Genomic DNA, 20,791 nt, shown 5'->3' on the forward strand with positions numbered 1-20,791 from the left:
TGCTCGATCACCTGGGCGACCCGCAGCGCAGCGCCACCAGCACCGTGCACGAGTGGCTCGAGGACGCGCTCGTTTCCCGTCTGACAAACGCTGCTTGCAGGGCGCTGCACGCGTCGCGCGGCAGGTAGAGCGTACCCACCTTCCGGTCCGGGTCGATCTCGATCTTCGGCACGAACGCGTGAACGGCCGCCCTCGCCTCGATCATGGGCGTGCCGGGCTTGAGCGCCTGGCCAAGGTCGGCGATCCGCTCGCGGGCCCAGGCGCGGAGGCGATCCGGGTCGATCGATTTTGGGGCATCGGGCTTGGCGGCCACGTCCGCCTCAAGCGCCTCGCGTCGCCGCTTCAGATCAACGAGTGCCGCTCGGAGCTCGCCGACATCGGCAAGGTCGCTGTCCGAGAGCAGGGCGACCGTCGTCTTGATCCGCTTGTTCAGGTCGGCCAGTTCCCGGCTGCGATCCGGTTGGGCCTTGGCCGCGGCAGCGCGGCCGCAAACGGCCTTCACGAACTGCTCGATGGCCTGGCCGACTCCGGCCTTGTCGGCCAGCACGGCCGCGCGCAGTTGAGCCAGCACCCATTGGTCGAGCGCGGCCGCCTGGATGTGCGTCGCCTTGCAGACGCCGATTCCCTGGGCCCGGTACCCGCCGTCGGCGTAGTACCGGATCTCGCCCGCGCTGTTCTTCAGCACGCAGCCCCAGAAGTTGTGGCCGCAGTGCTCGCAGCGGAGGAGACCGGACAGCAGGTACCGCTGCGTCGGGCGGGCCAGGCCGCCGGCGTTGCGTCGCTTAGCCATCTGCTCGTGCGCCTTCCAGAACAGGTCCGGCGGCACGATGGCCTCATGGACGTTCTCGACGACGATCCAGCGATCCTTCGGGTTGCGCGTCGTCTTGGCGACCTTCTTCGGGATGGCCGAGCCGTCGGACGCCACCTCGTGGATCTTGCCGAACGTGCGCCTGTTCCAGGCCAGCGCGCCGCGGTAGCAAGGGTTCTGCAGGATCGACTTCACCGCCATCTGGTTCCATCGGGCATGCATCGGCCCCTGGATGCCCTTGGCGTTGAGGGCGATGAGGATCGAGCGGAAGCCCAGCCCCTTGACGCACATCTCGAAGATGTCGCGCACGACCGCGATGTGCTTCGGGTCGCCGGGGACCAGCCGCACGATGTCAGACTTCATCTTCTTCGGGAGTTTCTCCTTCGGGTCAATGAAGCGCAGGTGCCGACCGTCGGGCCCGAACTCCTGGCGTCGGCCGTCGGGGAGCGTCCGAACGGTCTTGAGCACCTGCCCGTTGGCCGACACGTACTGGCGGTCGTAGCCGTAGGGGGACCGCCCGCCCATGGCGCTGTTCCGCACCGTCACCGTCGAGTGCTGGCCACGGATACTGTCGCGCGATAGTTTCACCGAGTACTGCCGGGCCTGCCACGACTTCACGCCTTGCAGCAGTTCGCCCTCATCGCCGTCCGGGATTCCCTCGGCGATGAAGTGCGTCTCGACGCCCGCGAGGCGAAGCCGGTGCAGGTAGTAGCCCGTCTCGTTCGTGCCGCCGCGCGAGAACCGGGACATGTCGTAGCACAGCACCGCGTCGAAGTCGCGCCCGTTCTCCGCCTCATGGATGAGGCGGGTGAACTGGTCGCGACCCCGAGCGCTGGTGCCGCTGATCGCATCGTCCACGAACCACCGCAGGATGCGGTACCCGTGATCCCGCGCCCAGCGCTCGACCGCCGCCTTCTGGTCGGGAATCGACCGCTCCTGCAGGTCGGTCGAGCGCCGGGCATAGCCCACCGCGAAACGGATGTCGCTGGCGATCATGCCGCCTCCGTGGTCTCGAACAGGCCGCGCTCAACCTTGCGGAACCGGGCCGCCTTCCCCTTGGCGGCGATCTCGCGGATGATCGCGGCGTAGAGCGTGGCCTCGGGCGTCTTGCCGTTCGGGCTGGACCACAGGCCCTTGGCGCTCGCCGCCTCGATCATCTCCTTGGCCCGCATCGGCTTGCCAGCGTCTGCCAGCACCTTCGCGGCGGCGCTGAGGGCGCTGAGGCGCTTCGCCGGCGCGGGCACCTTCGTCGCCTTGGCCTCCGCCAAGGCGCGCTTGGTGCGGGCTGCGCCCTCGGCGCGGGCCGCGCTCTTCGACATCTTCCGGCTGGGGTTATTCTTGGCCATGTTCGGGTCTCCATCGCGGGGCGGCGGAATTGCCGACCGGCGCGGACACAGGAGGGCGTCATGGGTGCCGGAGTTCAAGTCGAATCCGGGACATTCCGCCAAAGGGGCGATGTGGGAGCATCCGCGCCCGGACAGGCGAAACAAAGTCTGTCTATTCCCGCGGCTGTTCCCGCGGGCGTTGGGTGGCGATGCGGGCCAGGGAGGACCCGCCCGGGGGGGAGGGGGGTCGCGCGTCCCCCCCAGACCCCCCGGGGCGCGTACGCCCCCCGGGGGGGGGGCATACGCGCGCACACGTTTGCGCGCAACCCCCCCTCCCCCCTTCACTGGCCACTCTCCGGTTGACGCGCCACGACGAAACGGACGCGGTCTGACGGGCCGGCTTGGGAGCGGCGCACGAGGCCGCGGGCCTCGGCGAGTTTGAGGAGACGGGTCGCCTGGGCATGGGAGAGGTCCTTCGTGGCGGCGTGCAGGATCTCGTCGCGGAGCGCCGGCGCGCCGGTGACGAACGCGCCGACGAATCGCTCGGGTGTCCAGTCGTCGGGTGCGGGAGGCGGGTTGCTTCGCTGCCGCCGTCGCGGCGACTCGATCTTGAGGCGCCTGGGGTCGAGGTCTTCGGCCACGTCCCACACGGGGAACGCCCAGCGCAGGCATGTGCCATCGAGCGGCGGCCACGACCGCACCGCGGCTTCGAGCACTACCACATCGTTTTCTTCGTGCGGACGCAGGACCAGGTGCGCGTCCGTCGCCCGGCTCTGGCTGCCGGCGCCGGCCCCGACATCGGTGACCGCCTTGCCCGATTGGTTCCCCTTCGTGGCGTGGTGGATGAGCACGAACGAGCAGCGCAGGTCCGCGGCGTATCGGTCGATGTGGTTGTAGAGCATCGCCATGTCCGCGTTGGCGTTCTCGTCCATCCCCGATGGCAGGAAGCGGTAGAACGCGTCGAGCACGATCAGGCGGAAGCGCCCGGGCTCGATATCGCGGAAGAACGCGCCGAGGGTGACGATGTCCTGCAGGCCGCCGCGCAGGTTGCGAACGAACAAGCGGTCGGCGAAATCGTCGATGGCCACGCCGCGCGCCTTGGCGACCTTCGGGATGCGGTTGGCCGAGGTCTCGCCGTGCAACTCGTTGTCGATGATCAGCACGTCGCCGGCGGTCGTGGCGAAGCGGCCGAGCCAGGGCCGGCCGGTGGCGACCGCGATGGCTAGGTCGAGCACGAGCCACGACTTGCCCGTCTTCGGCGAGGCGATCACGTTCATGGTCTCGCCCTCGCGGAGCAGGCGTTCGATCACCGCCGGGCGCAGCGACGGGCAGGCCGCGAGCAGGTCCCGCGCGCTGATGAACGGTGGAGGTGCAGGCGTGGTTTCGGGCATGGGCGGGGCAGCCTCCTTCGCTGCGGCCTCGCGCGCCGCTTCGGTCTGATCCAGCAGGGGCGGCGCGATGTTGGACGGGTCACCCGTCGTCGCCCAGGCCTCCACCTCCGCCAACCAGGCTGGGATCAGCACTTCGACGATTTGCTCGTCGGCCAGGCCTCGACCAGACAAGCGCAGCCACGCATCGAACGTCATGGCAACGGCTTGGTGGCGACCGCGGGCCCGTGCGGCGACGACGGCGTGCCCGAGCCTATAGACAACCTGCTCGCCGATGTATCGTGCACGCTGCCCCTTGTCGGTGATGCCGAAGTAGTCAGCCGACGGAACGAGAACACGGGCACCCTCGTAGGCCTCGCGCCTGACCGCCCATGCCGCTTCCACGACATCGCAGGCGGGCTCGCCCCATGCAGCCACCTCGCGGGCAGCATCGATGAACGCGGCGCGGAACGCCCGCTCGACCTCGATTGGATCGCTGCCGTCGTATCGCTTCGAGCTGGGGCCATCGTCATACCAGCGGGCGTACCGCTGGCCCGCAGCGACGACGATGCCGAACTCTGTGCCGTGCTGCGCTGTCACTCCGGCTCGCTTTCCTGTTGCTCGCGCTCCCACTCGGCCAGCAACCACGCACCGATGTGGTCGATCACCTCGTTCCAACGCGCGGCGGCATCGGGAACCTTGATGAACTCAATCCCGAATGCGATGTCCCCGATCTGGATCTGGGACGGCGGGATGTCCCGCTGCTCGACCATGAGCGCACCCATCGCGCCGCCGCGATCGGCGCGGCGTGCGTCATTCGTGATCCGTGTGAGAGAAAGGCCGGGGGCAGCCCGCAACCGCCCCCGGCCGCACCAGCGCCGACCGTTTACGCCTCGCCCTTGCTCCGCACCGCCGCCCGCGGGTCGCACAGGGCCGCGCCGAAGTCGAAGTAGACGCGCCACGACACCGCCAACTTGTTCACCGTCTGGTCGAGCCCGAAGAACTCGACGGTCGGCGTCTGCTGGCCGTTGAGGAACCCGACGATGATCGGGCTCGCCGCCGGGGCCGCGAACAGGTACCAGTGCTTCGTCGAGGCCTTGGCGCCGTACTTCTTCGTGTTGCTCAGGCGCGGCTCGACCTCGAGGCCGACGGCGTTCTTGAGGCTGTTGCCGGTGGGCAGATTCGTCTGGGCGGCGATGAACTCGCTCTCCAGAACCGCCCGCGCGGTCGTCTGCAACTCCGGCGGCACCACCAGCACGACGGGCCGGAGGTCCAGGTCGTTGCCCTCCGCGTCGCGCTGGGTGATCATCGCGGCGATGGCCCGCCCCAGCGAGTCGGGGCTGAGAATCGTGTCCGCCCCGGTGATGTAGTTGCCGTTGCCCGCGGCGAAGAAAGCACCCGCGTTGGACAGCAGCGTGTCGTAGGTGAGGTCGGACAACTTCCGCATCGCGGCCTGGCCCATCACCCGCGCGACCGAGTCGAACAGGCTCAGGTCATCGTTGATGAGGTCGCGCCGGTCGATCGAGAAGATCTTGCCGTAGGTGTCCACCTTGTACTGCGTCGTCGCTTCCTCGGCCCCGCCGTGCTTGAACTCGCCGCCGGGCGGCAGTTGCTGGAGCGAGCCCGTGAACGACGGACGGATCGCGGTTGCCGTCTTGAAGTCCGGCACGCTCCGCACGCCCGCGAAGGATCGCCAGGTCGCGGGGCTATCGCGGTAGCCGTCGAGCAGGACCTTGTTCACCGCGCTGCCGAGGGCCTCGGTAAGCGTGTGCGTCGTCAGCGACGCGCGCACCATGCCCTCGCGGTCGGCGGGAGCGTCGATTCCCTCGTGTTGCAAGGCCGCGCGGCAGAGGTCCAGCGTGTGAGCGACTCGCAAATCGTCGGCCGCCTCCATGCACGCCGGGCCAAGGGCCTTCTCGGCGAGCCCGGCGAAGCCCGCACGCTTGAGGATCGCCGCCTCAATCACTCGGGCACGCGGGATGTGGCCCGAGCCGCCCCCGGTGATGAAGCCAGAGATCACGGGGCGCGAGGCCCGCAGCACCTCGAGCACGCCTGCGCGCAGTTCGCTGACGGTCATGTCGCCCGCGACGGCCTTCGCCTTCATGTCATCCACCCGCTTCTGGTGCACGCCCCAGTCCCGCTCGCCCCCACCTGCGAAGATGGGGCGGCAGGTCAGTTCGATCTCCTTGAGCCGGTCGCGCTCATCGGCGCGGATCTGGTCCTCGTGTGCGATGTCTGCCATGTTCGTCCGTCCTTGACGCGAAGCCGCGATGGCCACCGACGTTTCTGCGTCGGCCCCCAGCGGCGTGATGCTGACTTCCCGCAGCCGCCCCTTGCGCACAAGCGTGAACCCGCCCGGCGACGACAGCGACCGCTCGTTGACCTCGACCGACTGATTGGGCTTCACCCGCTCGTGCTCGGTGGGCGCGACGCCGACCGATGCCTGGAACTGGAATCCGCCCCGGGCCATCTCGACGACGTGCCGCGCCGATTCGCCAGCGCCGCTGACGACACCCGCGACCATCAGCCGCCCGTTGGCGACGGCGGGTTCGCCGTGGCCGACGACGCTGCCGACCGTGGCGTCGTGGTCGGCCAGCAGCGGCACCTGGCCGCCCGCTTCAAGGCCCGCCAGGTCGATCGCGATGTCGCCCCAGCCCGGCACACGCATGATGCGGCCGGTGTACGCGACGACGCTGATCTTGGGGCGGGCATCCTTGCCCGCGGCCTCGATCTCGACCCCGGCGGCCGTGAGCAGCAGGTCATCCTTGACCGTGTTTGCGTTCATGAAACTCTCCTTCTGAGACCACCTTGAAGCCCTTCGCCAGCAACTTCGGGATCAGCAACTTCAACCGGTACCGGATCGTGCTCTCTTTCATCTTGAGCCGCCTCGCGGCCTCGCTCACGTTCCCCTCGCACTCCATGATCGTGCGGCACAGCGTTCGACTGTTCTCGTCGTCGATGTACTCGAGCACGTCGTCCGTTGCCCAGGACGACTGGGACAAGCCGACCGTGCGGTTGCTGGCGATCTCGCGTCCTACCGGGTCGTCGTATACCCCGTCGCTCGCGTTGTGCCCTGTATCTGCGGCAACGCGCAGCGTCTTGAACTTCCTGAGGGCACGCTCCTCGCGCTCCGCATGCTTCAGCACCGCCGTCTGTACGACGAGGTAGATCAACGTCTTGGGGCTCGCGCCACGGGCGGGGTCCCATACGGGCGGCTTGGCGATCAGGTGCAGCAGGGCTTCCTGGACGACATCGTCGTGACAGACGCCCGGCTTGCAGTGGTCCTTGGCCGCCTCGAATCCAACTCGCCGCGCGTAGTCGAGCAGGTCGGGCGTGAGTTCGAGTTCGGTGGGTGAGGGGTCCGGCATTCAGACCTCCTCGCCACGCTCGAGCCTCTCACGGATGTCGTCGCACAGCGTGAAGGAGATCACCGCCGGGGTGCTCTCGCGGGGCGGCACGCGGTGCATGACGAAGAGCTGGTCGTCGGGTCGCACGGGCCGCCCGTACTTGGCCGACTCACGCTCGGCGGCCTCGCGGAGGGATCGCAGGAAGTCGGCGTACCGGCACCCGAGGGCCAAGCACATCGCCGCGTAGGGCGTGAGAATGCCCGCCTCTTCAAGGTGATCGGCCGCGGCGTCCACGTCGGCCTGCATCCATGCTTCGGGCTGCGACGGCGTGACCACCCCCTGCCGGACGAGCGCTTCGAGGATCGCGGGGCGGCAGTCGTAGCCCCGGGACCGCAGGTGGTGCGATGCCGTGGCCGTCGCCATCGGGAACATCCGGTCCCGCTCCTGCTCGGCCGCCTCACAGAACGCGGGATCCGCGCCCGCAAGGGGCTTCATGCGGAGGTCGAAATGCTCGTCGAAGGTCAGTCCGATTCGGGTCACGGTGGTCTCCTTGCCGGGGGGCGTCGGGCGACATGCCCACCCCCCAAACCCTTATTTCCGGCGCGGGGGTCGATTCGTAGGGCCCACTGGAGCATTTTCCTCGGCAAGCGGGCTTCGGCACGCTCGCGGCCCGCCAACCTCGGGACCCGGGGGCACGTCTGGACCGTATCGAGCACCCCGCTCATCGTTCGAGATGAACCCGAAGTATGATCCTCATCGAACGTGCGGTCGCTCCGTGCGCCCGTGCACTGGAGATGGCCATGCCGAGACAGCAAGGCGGGGGCAAGCTCCCCGGGAAGACGGAGTGGTCCGGCCGACGCAGGCCAACGACCCGTCGTTCAGGGTTCAAGGCTCACGAAGACGCTACAGGCGGTGAGTTCAGGAAGCTGGCCATCCCCACCGTGGCGATCGATGCAGGGACGCCCCTGGTGGTCTCATTCGCTCTGCCCCGGTACTCGGAGGATTCTCTGCTGGCTTTTGGAGGCTGGTTTGCGTGCGACGTACCTGTAGATGTGACCATTGAGGGTGGTCCCACCGCTCGGACCCTGACGACGTACCCGCCGCCGAGTTGGAACAAAGTAGGTAGCATGTGGAACGCCGGCGACGAATCTCACGATGAGGTCCGCGTGGTCTTCACCGCGAAGCGATCGGGTCGACTGGCAGTACACGGTCTCGCGTGTGGCATCGTCAACCACCTGCACCTCGATGACGCCCGTCCGGTTCTACTCCGGAACATGTACCAATTCTCCCCGGAGGCGCACTTCATCACGACGGCGGGGAAGGTCATACTCAAGGCGGGAGGTGCCGCACCCATTGCCGACGACAAGCGCTGCGCGGAACTATTCGTCAAGTCCTGCAACAGATGTGCTCGGTTCCTGCCGGTGAACATCCCCCACGAGCGCAACCACCTGAGTTTCAGCAACCACTGTGTGGCAGACCATCGGCGCCCATGCAAGCACAATGGCTTCGGGCGACTTCGCAACCCGGACACCGATGAATCCTTGAGCCTGGACTACGGCTTTCAGCTGGAGTGCCGGTTCTGCAAGAAGTTCGAGGTGAACGCCGCCCACAACCCGAAGCGTACGGCAGCCCAGATGAAGGAAGACGCGGCGCGGCGCCGAGGGTTCGAGCTTTTGATTGAGGCTCTGAGCGGAGGCACGCCCCAGCTGCAATACCGGCATGAAACCGGGCGCGAGCTGGCCGACGACGTGCTGGCCCGATCGAACGGATGCTGCTTCAACTGCGGAAAGCCATTTCCCAAGGGCCGCGGCTGGCATCTGGATCACACTCGACCGCTTGCGCTGCTCTGGCCATTGGATGGGACGGCCACCGCCTTGTGCGGAGGCTGCAACTCAGAGAAACGTGATCGGGCCCCTGTCGAGTTCTATGCGCCCGAGAAGCTCCAGGAGTTGGCAGAGTTGACGGGCATTTCGATGGATGAGCTGCGTGATCCGAAGCCGAACATGGCGGTAGTCGGTGTACTGTTGAAGCGGCTCGATTGGTTCTTCGATGAGTTCCTCGCGACCCCCGATATGACACGCGAGCACGATGGGAAGATCGCCGGCGAGTTGGTAGTGAAGGCGCTCCAGAAGGTGCTCGAGCGCTGCCCCGGGGGCGCGCCGATCGACCTCGTCGCGGAGTTCAACAGCAGACGGAGCGCTGGTTGAACGGCTACCGCTTTGTCAGAACGAGATACTGGTGCGCCGTCACTGTGCCCTTGTCGCTTAGCCCGTGCTTCTCGCAGTGCGTCACGTCCTCCGTGAATATCTCGTCCACGGCCAGGTATTCTGACGCCAGCGATGAGAGCTTCTTCGCCATGTCGCATTTTCTGCTTTGACCAAGGTGAAGCACTGCGACGCCATCTGGGGCGAGATGCTCTCGGAAGCGCTCAAACACGACGCGGTAAATGCCGAGCGATTGCCGCTGCAGCGACTCGATGAACTGTGCCGGCTGGGTGTCAAAATCGCCGCGGTCCCATCCGCAGAACCAGTATCGCATCCAATTGGTCATGTAGAAGCGGGTCGAATCAAAGAACGGCGGCGAAGTGATGATCGCGTCAACGCGCTCGCATTCCCGTGGCCACGGACCGCAGATGTCCGCGACGAAGCAGCGGCCCGGAACGAACTCGGGTGACAAGGGTGTTTCAAGGCCGCGAACGATCTTATCGCGCAGCTTGTCCATGACGCGGCGGTACTCCGTAGGCCCGGTTGGGGCGAACGGAGTTACGGGATGACTGCGCCTGCTCAGCGCGTAGGGACGGTTGCCGTGCAGCACGTGGAGCATGCAGGCAAGTGCGAAGGACCACTCTGGGGAATCGTCACGACGCTGCTTGAAGAACCTGCGGGCCAAGAGGATTTCATTGAGCGTCCGCTCGTGAAAATACTCGGGGATGGAGCGATTAAACCGGATGGCCGCGGCGCCAGCATGGTCTTCCGTGGTCGGCTTGTCGCGCGCGATGGATGTTTCCAGGTCTCTCAACAACGATTCCAGGCGATCTCTGTTGGGCGGACAGATCTTCGCATTCGTGACTGCAGCCGCCATGATGCTGATGTCGAACCCCGCCGGTTTCCGGCCCTGTAGCGCCGCTTCGAAAGGAATGGTGCCCGCCCCTGAGAACGGATCGAGGACGAGGTCACCGGGTTCGCTGAAGCAGTGAACAAGAAAGTGCGCCAGCGACGGCTTCATCTTGCCGTTGTAGGAGCAGACCGAATGCAGGGGGTGGCCCCAGTTCCGCTTCGTATACGGTGGCTGCTGATGCGGAACGGTGTCGCGGAACCAGTGCCATCGCTGGCGGCGGTCTCCGCGCTGAACCGTTGTGCCCACGGTGCGGTCGCGTCCGCGCCGAAGCACGAGCACATCCTGCGACAACCGGCTGCGATCCTTCGAAACGCGCGCGCGAAGTGGTACACGCTCAATGCACTCAAATCCAACGTCCGCAGCGACATCCACCAGAAGGTCCTGCGTGGGTACATTGATGCCGGCGTAACGGCTGTCCCCGATGTCGACGCACAAGACGGCACCTGGGATCGTCTGGGCCCACAGCCCGCGGAACACTCGATGCATGTCATGGAAGTAGCCCGAGACCATGCGGTGAATGCGCTGGTCATAGGCAGCCCGCTCGATCTTCCTGACGATGGCCTCGACTGAAGGAGTAACACCGCAGCCAGGCGTCGCCGTTGTCACGTCGTTGATGCCAGAGGTCACGACGTCATCACGGAGTGTGCGCAGGTCGGCACCCCGCGTGATTGCCCGCAGGAACCACAGCTCAAGCTTCGTGTTTCGGATGTAATTCGTCCCATTGAGGTACGGGGGGCTGGTAATCACTCCCTCCGCGCCGAACGGCGGAGCCCCTTCTAGGTTCTTGGCATCAGCGGCCAGCAGCGCCGCGGGCGCCCTGCCGGGCGGTGCGGACGGGAGATGGCGGGCCATCCGGAGCAACTGCGCAGCGACGGTCTCAATGAGCGGAGGAACACCCTTTGCGAGCTCAGACTCGGTCTTGTACCGCACGTCACCAGCACGCTTCAGCCTGGAGCAAGCCACGATATTCGCAATGGTTGCCAGGGAAAGGAGATCGCCGACCATCGAGTCATCGGCGCCGACCGCGTCGCACAACGTCCGCAGGCGAAGAAGGTCGTCGAGCACATGTGGCTCGAAGAACTCGCTTTTCCCGAAGCAGGCGACGTAGTCGTCACGCAGCAGTTGGTCACACGATTGTCGTCCGACTAGCCGATCGAGTTCGGAGGCGAGTTCATTCAGCCGCCTTGAGACCTTTGCTCTGGCGGATGCTGCTAGCCCAACAGCGTCGATCTTTGTCCGAATCACGAACCGCATCGCCGGGTTCACTTCGCAGTAGCCGCAGGTGACGCCGAGCTCAGCGAGGGCCAGCGGGGTCGTGCCTGTGCCGGCGAAGGGGTCGATGATCCTTGATGCTCTCGGCATGAACCGCCGGCGGAGCGTTTCGACAAAGGCGGGCGCGTACCCCTCCAAGTAGGCGTACCACGAATAGACCGGCTCGTTCTTGGCCGGGACGAACGTGCCGTCAGAACCGTTGATTGGTTGGGCTTCGAACAGCGTCGATTCAGCGAGGACGGGCGGCATGCGGCACGGGTCTCCGGTTCGAGGACGCCCGGACTATACCCGAACAGGGCGGGATGCGCGGCTATTTGACGGGCGGCGGTTGGGTGCGGGCGGTCTAGGCGGACTGTACGCCGTCGCTTCCCCATGTGAACGCGTGGGGCTTCAGACGGGTAAGCAGTGTGGATTCGCTGCTGCCCAACGCCGACGCCGTCGATGACCAGACCATCGCCAACCCCGCCACGGAGACCACCTTCACCGTCGAGAACGGCTCGCGCTTCCGCGTCGGCGACCAGATCATGCTCACCGGCAAGCCGGAGGTGATGCTGGTCACCAGCGTCAGCGGCAACAACCTCACGGTGACGCGTCAGTACGGCGGCACGCCCTCGTCATCGCTGGTGGACAACGACCCCATCACCATCATCGCCAATGCCGCGCTCGAGGGCGCCCAGGCCGGTGCGGCCCGCTTCACCAACCGCTCTCGGCGTCAGAACTACACGCAGATCTTCGCCGCCACGGTGGAGGTGTCGGGCAGCCAGCTCGCCGCCCGCGCGCTGTCGATCGACGACGAGATGGACTTCCAGAAGCAGGAGCGTCTGCGCGAACTGCTGCGCGACCTGGAGAACGCGGTGATCAACGGCGTGGCGCCGACCTCAACCCCCGAGGGCAGCACCACCGTCCGTCGCACCATGCGAGGCATCCGGCGGGCCATCACCACCAATGTCTTCCAGCCGGGCGTGGGCGGCATGCCCGCCGGCGGGGGGCCGGGCAGCAATGTGCTCAACGAGGCCCTGCTCAACGCCGCCCTTCGCGCCGTGTGGCAGCAGAGCTCGGGCAGCGTGGACACCATCGTGTGCGGCGGGGTGCAGAAGCGCCGCCTCAACGAGTTCGTCGCCGCCAACCAGCGGTTCGTCGATCACAACGATCGCTTCCGATCGCTGGTGGACGTGTACGAAAGCGACTACGGCGTGTGCCGGGTCATCCTCAGCCGCTGGGTGCCCGCGGACACGATCCTGCTGCTCGACTCGTCGCGTGTCGACGTGCTGCCGCTCGCCGGTCGGTCGTTCCACTTCAAGCCGCTGGCTCGCGTGGGCGACAGCGAGTCGGGCCAGTTGATCGGCGAGTACACGCTGGAGTTCCGCAACGAGAACGCCCACGCCGCCCTCACCGGGCTGAGCCCGACGATCTGACCCGACCACCTGAACGCCTTCGGACCTCTCCTCCCTCGCGCCGGTCGGACCCGGACACGGGTCCGGCCGGTTTGTGGAATCCCGTGTGCCACGGCTCTGCGAGCCGTGCAAACGTCAGCCGATGGACGCTGGTCCGACGGCCTCACGACGGCCTCGAAGTCCGTACTCGGCTCATTGTCGTTCTTCGAGCGTCCAGGGCGCGCCCGCACGGCCGACACGGCCGTGGCACACCATCGTCCACGACACGGACGTGGCGCACCGTCGTCCGCGACACGGCCGTGGCGCACCGTCGTCCGCGATGCGAAGCATCGCGCCACCCTTGTCGAACAAGGAGCCGATCATGCTCACCCCCACCGACGTTGATCTCCTCCGTCTCGAACCGCGGCTCTTTCTCGACGCGGCCTCGGTCGCCACCGTGCTGCGCTCGGGCGTGGACGGCGTGACGAGCGGCGCATCCTTCTCCAGCGCGGGGTCCGACTTCGCCGCCGCGGGTGTGGATGCGGGCCACGTGCTGGTGGTCGGCGCCGAGGCCGTCGAGATCGACGCGCGCCCGAGCGCCACCACGCTCAACGTCTCGCGCCCCCGCGCCGATGACGCACAGGGCGCCATCGATCCCGCGCCGGGCACGGGGCAGACCTTCAGCGTCCACACGTTCGAGCGACTCGCCTCGCGGGAAGCGGCGTGGACGCTGAGCGCGATGGGGATTGACGCCAGCCACCCCGAGCGACCGCTGGATGAATCCGCCATCACCAACGCCGCGGACGTGCGGCGGTATGTCGCGCTGCGGACCATCGCACGGGCCCTGGAGCGCGCCGCGTCGGGCGATCCCGGCAACCTGGCACTGGCGGCCCGCGCGAGTCACTGGCGGGCAATCGAGCGAAACGCACGTCACCTGACGGCCGTGTTTCTCGACCTTGATGGCGATGGTGCGCCCGACGCGACGAGGCGGATCGACGCGGTGGTCTTCGCGCGGGGATAATCAGGAGTCCGGAGTGCGTTCGGGCTTCCGAATCCACGAGGCCCATTCGCGGGACATGCGGGCGGTCATGTCACGGGTGAACCATGCAGATGCCTTCCAACAAGCCGACCCGAACACTTCTCCTTGTGCTGGCGCTGTTGATGAGCGCCTGCGCCTCCAGCCGCCCCGTCCAGGTGAAGTCGCCACCGCAAGGGTCGCCGCCGACGGCGCCCGGCGATGGAGCGAGCACGACGCCGTCCACATCGTCGGCTCCGCCCGCGGGCGCCTCCAGCGGTCCGACTCCCGCGCCCTCCACCGGCGGACCCGGCGCCGCGCCGGTCACTCCCGCGCCGTTGCCCGGCTTCGCCTACGTGCGCGATGCCCGCCCGGGGTTGATGATCCCCTGCGCCGGCGCGCCGCGCACCATCGACAACCCGCGCGGTCTGCGCGAGAACCATCACCGCAGCGAGGCGGCGGCGAGGGCGTTCTACCGACGCCACTATCAGCGGGCGGAGCGGCATGGCGTCGCCCGCGTGGTGTGGCACATGCCCGCGGGCTGGGTGGAGCAGGACGGGATGCGCGGGTCCATCGCCGTGCTCGACGCCATGGGCGAACGAGCCAGGCCGTTCCTCGAGGAGGCCCGAGCGTTCAAGGCGCGCAACCCGGGCGCGACGGTCGGCGTGTATCTCTCCGGGCAGATGCCGGTGCATTACCTGGCGTCGGATGAGGCCCTTGCCGCCCAGTGGGAGCCCTATGTCCACGACCGCGCGGATCACCGATCGCTGCTGATCGACCGCGTAATCGCGCCGCTCGTCGAGGCGGGCTTCACCGAGTTCTGGTTCGACCACACCTCGAACCCCGAGTACCGGGCCGACGTGCTCAAGCTGTTCCAGTCGCTGCGTGAGCGGTTCGGCGTCCACTGCGTCATGGAGGCCCTGCCGCGCCGGACCGACGGGTCGCTGGATGCCGAGGTGATGCGTCAGACCGCCAGCGGCGCGCTGCACCGGTTCATGACCTCCCTCTGGAAGGGCGACCCGTGGCCCGAGGGCGCCGAGGTGAACGTGATTCTCTCCACGCACGGCGGGGTCGAGCCCGCGGGGGCGGCGGAGATCGAGCGCTACCGCGCCGCCGGAGCCGTCCTCTGGAGCATGAACGAGCGGTACGACGAACTCATCGGTGCGCTGTCGCGGCAGGCGCGGTAGCCCGAACTCGGACCCCGGACTCCGAACCCCGGACTCACGCATGGACCCGCAGGCCATTCTCCAGCTCGGGCAGCTTGGCGCCGCCGGCCTGATCGGCGTGCTGTGGGTGATGGAGCGCCGTCACGCCGCCCTGCGCGACCGTCAGCTGGACGAGGCGCATCGGCGCCTGCTGGAGCGCGAGCGCGACGTCACCCTGCTGCTGGAGGTGATTCGTGACAACACCCGCGCCATCGCCGCGCTGGAAGGCGGGCAGCGACACCTCATCGACCTGCTGCGCGCGGTTTCGCGGGAGAGCCAGGAGTCCCGAACGGGCGGACGATTCGCCTATGCTCACCCGCATGAGGAACCCGGGTCTCGAACCTCGGCGTGATCGGTGTCGGCGCGGGCGCGTCGTTCGTGGTTCGTTGACGGCGCTGACGATGCTGGGCGCCGTGCTCCTCGGGCCGATCGGGTGCGGGCAGCGCGCCCCCCGCTCGCCCGACGCGGGCCGCCCCGCGCCGCTGCCGCCCGACACCGCCGCCCCGTTCACCGAGCAGGACATCGACACCCGCTGGCCTTACTGGCCCGCCGCGATGCGCATCCATCCGCTCACCATGCTCACGCATGATCGAAAGTCGAACGAGCCGGTGATCGAGGCGCGGCTGGAGTTCTTCGACAGCCAGGGACACACCACCAAGTGCGCCGCCCGCGTGCGGTGGGAGCTGCACCGGGGCGATCCGGGCGACGGCGCGGGCGAACCGCAGAAAGTCTGGCCCATGATCAACCTGCGCAACGTCGAACTGAACACCCGCCACTACGATCCGGTGACGCGCACCTATCTCTTTCGACTCGTGCTCGACGCGGAGCTGACCGATGCCGACTGGCGATTGCGCGCCCTGGTCGTCAGCGCGGACGGGCGCCAGTTCATGGCGACCACGCGCGTGCGCTGAGGCGTGACGAAACCGCGTCGGCCGTGCGCCGGATGGAGCGATCACGTCGTGATGAAGCCGCCCCGCAGGGGTTGTCGCGAGATCGGTCAGCACAGGCCGCTCGCACGGCAGAAACAGCCGTGGCACGCGAGTCCGGCTGCGCAAACTCATCGCGCCGGTCGAACGCGCCGCATCACGTAGGCGGCGGCGTAGAGACCCCCCACCGCCTCGCGTGCGACGCGCCGGGGGCGGTAGCGCGGGTTGATCGGCTGCAGGCGGATCACCTCGCCGTCCTGCTCGAAGAACACCCGCTTGAAGGTCGTCTCGTTGTCGCGGTCCAGACGCACGAAGCAGTCGCTGCCGTCGGGCGTGGGCATGGCGGGGGAGAAGACGACGATCTCCCCTTCGAGGTAGTCCGGAGCCATCGAGTCGCCCACCACACGGGCGGCGAAGGCGCCGGGGTCGGCCACGTCCGGACAGGCGATGTACTCGTCGGCCACCGAGGCGGGGTAATCCAGGTCGGTGAACTCGCGCGGGTAGCCCGCCGCCACCCGGTTGATGACGGGGATGCGCCCGACCAGCGGCGTGGGGGGCTCCACGTTGGCGGTGTGCTCCTCGATCCACCGGCGCAGCTCGCCGGTGCGCAGCAGTTCGTCGAGCGCCGCTTTGCCGGACTCGGCGGCGCGGCCTCGCCGCGCCAGATCGCGCAGACGCTCGGCCAGCACGCGCGAGCTTCGCTCACGCTGGGCCAGCGTCTCCATCTCACGCCGCACGTCGGGGGGCGTGTGCTCCCAGCGCCACCGCGCCAGGAGACGCCCGTCCTCGACGCCCAGCGCCGACTCGATGCGGCGCAGATGCGTTTCAGAGATCGATCGCTTGCCCGACTCGAGCAGCGACAGGTGCGACTTGCTGACGCCGATGGCGTCCGCCACCTGCTGCAGGGTCAGCCCGGCGCGCTCCCGTTCGGCCCGGATTCGCCGACCCAGATCGCTCATGCGGCAGTGTAGGACGTGGTGCGGCACGTCCGCGCCTCCATCTCGGTCCCGATTGTCACACCGGCGCAACACATGCGAGATTCCTTTGAATCGCCTCTTGCGTCACTACAGTTGTAGTGGTACAGTGACCGATGTCGAGCGATCAGTCGGCAGCCAACCCCCGGAATCCGGATATTCGGAACGGTGACGAGGATCAAAAGCGAGAACCGAGAACTCCCCAGAACTTGACGCCGCCATGCCCGACCACCCCGCCATCAACGACACCGAGTGGGACATCCTCTCGGAACTCTGGACCGTCGAGCGCGCCACCGCTCGCGAGCTGGCCGACCGGCTGAGGGCGTCGCGCGGCTGGGCCTATTCCACCGTCAAGACCATGCTGGACCGCATGGTGAAGAAAGGGCTGGTCCACGCCCGGCAGGTGGGCAACGTGTGGGAGTACACCCCCGCCGTGCAGCCCGACACCGCCCGCCGCGGCGCGTGGAGGCGCTTTGTGGATGCGGCGTTCGGCGGCGCAATGGCCCCGGCGCTGGAGTTCATCGCCACCGATGCGCGGCTGACCAGGTCGCAACGCGAGAAGCTTCGCCGCCTGCTGGATGAGGGCGCGTCCACGTCCGCCCGCGACCGATTGGGAGATCAGCAGCCATGAACACGATCATCACCCGGCTCAACGACTCGGGCGATTCCATGCTCGGATGGATCCTGTGGATGAACCTGTGGACGCTGGCGATCCTGCTCGTCGTCATCCTGCTGGACCACGCGCTGGCCCGCCGCGTCGAGGCGCGATGGCGCGTGCTGCTGTACGCCGCCATCGTGCTGCGGCTCGCCCTGCCCGCCATGCTTGAAACGCCGGTGGGCGTGTGGAGCGCGGCTCCGCCTCCTCCGATCGCCGCGGGTGCGGTGCTCGGCGCACCGGTCCTTGTGCATGAATCGGGCTTCGACTTCGATGGCGATGCCGTCAAGTTTGGCGCTCCATCCAACGGCGCGGCTGATCGTCCGACCGTTCGCATCGTCGCCATCGCGCCAGTCGTCTGGGTGAGCGCATCGTTGCTGCTGCTGGGGCTGTGGGTCGCCTCGCGGCGTCGTCTGGCGACACGGCTCGCGGGCGCGCTCCCGGCGCGACAGTCGATCGCTCGGCTCGCACCGGGCGACCGCATCGTGGAACACCCGCACCTCGGTCCGGCGGTGGCAGGCGTGCTGCGCCCCGTGATCGTACTGCCACGCGACCTGGCCGAAGAAAGCGAGCAGGACATGAACGCACTGAGAACCCTGCACTGGATCATTCGTCACGAATCCGCCCACGTGTCGCGACGCGATCAGATGGTGGCGGCGGGGATGCAGATGCTCACCATCCTCTGCTGGCCGATCATCGCCCTGTGGGTCGCCGCTCACCGCGTGCGCCGGCTGATGGAGCAGGCGTGCGATGACCGCGCGCTTGCCGGCGCGAGTGTTGCCGAGCGCCGCGCCTACGGCGAGACGCTGCTCACCATGGCCTCTCGCGCGCCGCGAGCGGGGCGGGGCGGGGCGGCCGTGCTGGCGAACATCGGCCTGCTCGGTCACGCCCACGCCGGGCTGCGCGGCCGCCTGCGGGCGCTGACGAACCCGGTGGGGCGTCGCTGGCCCGCGTGGGTGCAGATCGCCGGTCTGGTCGCCGCGCTGCCGGTGCTGGTAGCGGGGGCCTCGGTGCAGGCCGCGCCGCCGCGGAAGGCGCCGGCTCAGATCACGCCCGCGAACGCACCCGCGGAACTCGACATCACCATTCGCGTCTTCAAGTCATGGCCGAAACATCCCAAGACGACATTCGACATCGCGCAGCGCGCAGGCGAGACCCCGCCGACGTCTGAGAAGCCCGACCCCAAGGCGCACGTCATGTCCGCCGAGGAGTACGCGGCCTACCTGACGCTCATTCAGGAGAACCCGGGCGCGTTCCTCATCACCTCGCCGCGCGTGCGCACGTCTTCCGGCCAGTCGGCCAGCATTCGGGTGGGGCAGGATGATGACCAGGGCGCGGCGAAGGACGGCCTGGTGCTGGAAGTGACGCCCGTGCTGCGTTCCGACGGCGCGCTGTCGCTGGACGCCGCGTACCGCGCCTTCGGGCTGCCCACGCAGCCGCCCGCCTCGAACTTCGGCGACGGCGATGAAATTCACGCGCGCCTGAAGGGGGTCGAACTTGAGAATGGCGAGACCATCTTCGCGCTTGCGACCGGCTACATTGGCGCGCCCATGCATCTGGTGGCGATCACGGTGAACGTGGTTTCTCGGGGCGCCGGTCACGCGGTCCAGCCGCCCGCCCCCGCCGCACCAGACCAGCCCGAGGGTGAGCGTTTCGACCCAGGGGACGGCGTGTATCCGCAGATTCAGTTCCTTGCCTTCGCGCGCGACCTGAGCGTACCGCCCCGGCTCGATCAGGTGGTGCCCGACGCCGCGCGGCTGGACGTGAAACTCACTGATGCCGAGGCGGGCTTCTCCACCGTCACGCAGGTGTTCATGCTCTCGAAGGAACAGGAGAGGACGCTCCTTGACTGGCTGAGCCGCAACAGCCGCGAAACGCGGATGGGCAACAAGAACGGCGTGGCCATCACCCCGCCCGGCCAGTGGTCGGGTCTGCACGTGCGCCCCCGGCGCGTGGATGGGCGCGACCAGCCCGGCTTCAGCGTGCGCGTGCTGGGGCGCATCGAGGGCGAGCAGGTCGTGCTGGCGGCGGTGTACGAGGAGGAGATCCGCGAAGCGGGCGTGGCGGACCCGGAGAAAGCCCTCGCCCTGCCCACGGGCGCTCGCCTGGTCGGTCGCCTGACGCTGTCTGAAGGGCAGGCCTGCGCCATCGCGATCCCCGCGACCAGCCGCTCCCCGGCGCGGGTGCTGGTGATCCGTGCCGAGATTCTGCGCAGCGTGAACGACTGGCCCTTCCAGCGCGCCACCGGCCTGGGCGTGCCTCAGTGACCATCTGGTCCACATGGACACGCAGGACGATGGCGCGTGACGGTGACACCGCCCGGGCCGCTTCCTCACGGTCGCGGCTCTCTCGAAAGCACCCGCCCCCTTCTTTGCCGGATCGTTGATCGTCTCACCGCGTCGATCCCGTATCATGCGCACGCATGACCGACGCCAGCATCCATTCCGCCCGTGCGCCCGAGCCGGTGGGCGCCTACCCGCACGCCCGGCGGGTCGGCGATCTGCTGTTCCTCTCCGGCGTCGGACCGCGCCGGCGCGGGTCGAAGGACATCCCCGGCGTGCGGCTCGATGCAAGCGGCCGGATGATCGACTACGACGTCGAGCAGCAATGCCGCGCCTGCTTCGACAACGTCCGGTTCATCCTGGAGGAGGCGGGATCGAAGTGGGAGAACATCGTCGATGTGCTGGCGTTTCTGACCGACATGAAGCGCGACTTCGCGGTCTACAACCGCGTCTACGCCGAGTACTTCGCCGGTCCGGGCAAGCCCAACCCCACGCGCACCACGATCGAGGTGGGCGCCCTGCCGCAGGGCGGCAACGCGCCGATCGCGGTGGAGGTGAAGGTGGTGGCGACGGTGTAATGCCGCGGAACGGGCGACGCCTCGATCCCTCGCTCCCTTCCCGACTACACTCGATCATGCCCAGACAGTACTGGCTGATGAAATCCGAGCCGGCCTCGTACTCGATCGACGACCTTCAGCGGGACGGCGTCTCCTGCTGGGACGGCGTGCGCAACTACCAGGCGCGCAACTTCATGCGCGATGAGATGAAGGTGGGGGACGAGGCGCTGTTCTATCACTCCGGCTCCGACGGGCCGGAAGGCGAGCCGGGCGTGGCGGGCGTGATGCGCATCGCGGCGCCGGCGTATCCCGACCACCACGCGCTCGATCCCGACACCTGCGACCACGACCCCAAGGCCACGAAGGACAACAACCCGTGGCTGATGGTGGATGTCGAGTTCGTGGAGAAGTTCCCGAACTACGTGCCGCTGCGGCGGCTTCGCGCCGAACCGCGGCTTCAGGGGCTGGCTCTGCTGCAGCGGGGGCAGCGACTGTCGATCCTGCCGGTGAGCAGGCAGCACTTCGATCTGATTCGGAAGATGGGGAAGGGGTGATTCGGGAGTTCCGC

Annotated in this window: 19 protein-coding genes; 10 read left to right on the top strand and 9 right to left on the bottom strand. The window is 67.9% G+C overall.

Annotated elements, in window-relative coordinates:
* Positions 1-7 precede the first annotated feature (7 nt).
* The 7 genes from HRU76_05880 to HRU76_05910 form a co-directional block, all read right to left on the bottom strand.
* Positions 8-1,804, bottom strand: coding sequence for a recombinase family protein (locus tag HRU76_05880; GenBank protein QOJ17131.1), 1,797 nt, complete (start codon positions 1,802-1,804; stop codon positions 8-10).
* The gene (locus HRU76_05885; GenBank protein QOJ17132.1) at positions 1,801-2,154 is read right to left on the bottom strand and encodes a hypothetical protein; all 354 of its coding nucleotides are present in this window, start codon (positions 2,152-2,154) and stop codon (positions 1,801-1,803) included. The genes HRU76_05880 and HRU76_05885 overlap by 4 nt, the downstream gene beginning before the upstream one ends.
* A 320-nt stretch (positions 2,155-2,474) precedes the next feature.
* Positions 2,475-4,100: an AAA family ATPase gene (locus tag HRU76_05890; GenBank protein ID QOJ17133.1), complete on the bottom strand. Its 1,626-nt coding sequence runs from the start codon at positions 4,098-4,100 to the stop codon at positions 2,475-2,477.
* Positions 4,097-4,273, bottom strand: a complete 177-nt coding sequence (locus HRU76_05895) for a hypothetical protein (protein QOJ17134.1) — start codon at positions 4,271-4,273, stop codon at positions 4,097-4,099. The genes HRU76_05890 and HRU76_05895 overlap by 4 nt, the downstream gene beginning before the upstream one ends.
* A 113-nt stretch (positions 4,274-4,386) precedes the next feature.
* On the bottom strand, positions 4,387-6,285 hold the full coding sequence (locus tag HRU76_05900) for a Mu-like prophage major head subunit gpT family protein (protein ID QOJ17135.1): 1,899 nt from the start codon (positions 6,283-6,285) through the stop codon (positions 4,387-4,389).
* A complete protein-coding gene (locus HRU76_05905) occupies positions 6,260-6,868 on the bottom strand; it encodes a sigma-70 family RNA polymerase sigma factor (protein QOJ17136.1) in 609 nt (202 codons plus the stop codon). The genes HRU76_05900 and HRU76_05905 overlap by 26 nt, the downstream gene beginning before the upstream one ends.
* Positions 6,869-7,387 (bottom strand): hypothetical protein, encoded by a 519-nt coding sequence (locus tag HRU76_05910; GenBank protein QOJ17137.1) that lies wholly within the window; start codon positions 7,385-7,387, stop codon positions 6,869-6,871.
* Positions 7,388-7,974: 587 nt separating this feature from the next.
* On the opposite strand from HRU76_05910, the gene HRU76_05915 reads away from it, so the two are divergent.
* A complete protein-coding gene (locus HRU76_05915) occupies positions 7,975-9,054 on the top strand; it encodes a hypothetical protein (GenBank protein QOJ17138.1) in 1,080 nt (359 codons plus the stop codon).
* A 4-nt stretch (positions 9,055-9,058) separates the two neighbouring features.
* Here the strand turns inward: HRU76_05915 and HRU76_05920 are convergent, their stop codons facing one another.
* Positions 9,059-11,485, bottom strand: coding sequence for a hypothetical protein (locus HRU76_05920; protein ID QOJ17139.1), 2,427 nt, complete (start codon positions 11,483-11,485; stop codon positions 9,059-9,061).
* Positions 11,486-11,643: 158 nt separating this feature from the next.
* Between HRU76_05920 and HRU76_05925 the strand changes: the two genes are divergently transcribed.
* The 5 genes from HRU76_05925 (at position 11,644) to HRU76_05945 (ending at position 15,740) form a co-directional block, all read left to right on the top strand.
* A complete protein-coding gene (locus HRU76_05925; protein QOJ17140.1) occupies positions 11,644-12,651 on the top strand; it encodes a DUF5309 family protein in 1,008 nt (335 codons plus the stop codon).
* A 340-nt stretch (positions 12,652-12,991) separates the two neighbouring features.
* A complete protein-coding gene (locus tag HRU76_05930; protein ID QOJ17141.1) occupies positions 12,992-13,630 on the top strand; it encodes a hypothetical protein in 639 nt (212 codons plus the stop codon).
* Between the two features lie 83 nt (positions 13,631-13,713).
* Positions 13,714-14,811, top strand: coding sequence for a hypothetical protein (locus HRU76_05935; protein QOJ17142.1), 1,098 nt, complete (start codon positions 13,714-13,716; stop codon positions 14,809-14,811).
* 40 nt (positions 14,812-14,851) lie between these two features.
* Positions 14,852-15,181, top strand: a complete 330-nt coding sequence (locus HRU76_05940) for a hypothetical protein (protein QOJ17143.1) — start codon at positions 14,852-14,854, stop codon at positions 15,179-15,181.
* A gap of 49 nt (positions 15,182-15,230) precedes the next feature.
* Complete coding sequence (locus tag HRU76_05945) at positions 15,231-15,740, top strand: hypothetical protein (GenBank protein ID QOJ17144.1); 510 nt, start codon at positions 15,231-15,233, stop codon at positions 15,738-15,740.
* A 146-nt stretch (positions 15,741-15,886) separates the two neighbouring features.
* Here HRU76_05945 and HRU76_05950 read toward each other — a convergent pair whose 3' ends face one another.
* Positions 15,887-16,741, bottom strand: a complete 855-nt coding sequence (locus HRU76_05950) for a helix-turn-helix domain-containing protein (protein ID QOJ17145.1) — start codon at positions 16,739-16,741, stop codon at positions 15,887-15,889.
* 208 nt (positions 16,742-16,949) lie between these two features.
* Between HRU76_05950 and HRU76_05955 the strand changes: the two genes are divergently transcribed.
* The 4 genes from HRU76_05955 (at position 16,950) to HRU76_05970 (ending at position 20,777) form a co-directional block, all read left to right on the top strand.
* Positions 16,950-17,360, top strand: a complete 411-nt coding sequence (locus HRU76_05955) for a BlaI/MecI/CopY family transcriptional regulator (GenBank protein QOJ17146.1) — start codon at positions 16,950-16,952, stop codon at positions 17,358-17,360.
* Positions 17,357-19,651, top strand: a complete 2,295-nt coding sequence (locus HRU76_05960; protein ID QOJ17147.1) for a hypothetical protein — start codon at positions 17,357-17,359, stop codon at positions 19,649-19,651. Before HRU76_05955 ends, HRU76_05960 begins: the two co-directional genes overlap by 4 nt.
* Before the next feature lie 155 nt (positions 19,652-19,806).
* Positions 19,807-20,244, top strand: coding sequence for a RidA family protein (locus HRU76_05965; GenBank protein QOJ17148.1), 438 nt, complete (start codon positions 19,807-19,809; stop codon positions 20,242-20,244).
* 56 nt (positions 20,245-20,300) lie between these two features.
* On the top strand, positions 20,301-20,777 hold the full coding sequence (locus tag HRU76_05970) for an EVE domain-containing protein (protein ID QOJ17149.1): 477 nt from the start codon (positions 20,301-20,303) through the stop codon (positions 20,775-20,777).
* The last annotated feature ends 14 nt before the right edge of the window (positions 20,778-20,791 follow it).

It is taken from the genome of Phycisphaeraceae bacterium (assembly GCA_015709595.1).
Lineage (GTDB): Bacteria > Planctomycetota > Phycisphaerae > Phycisphaerales > SM1A02 > CAADGA01.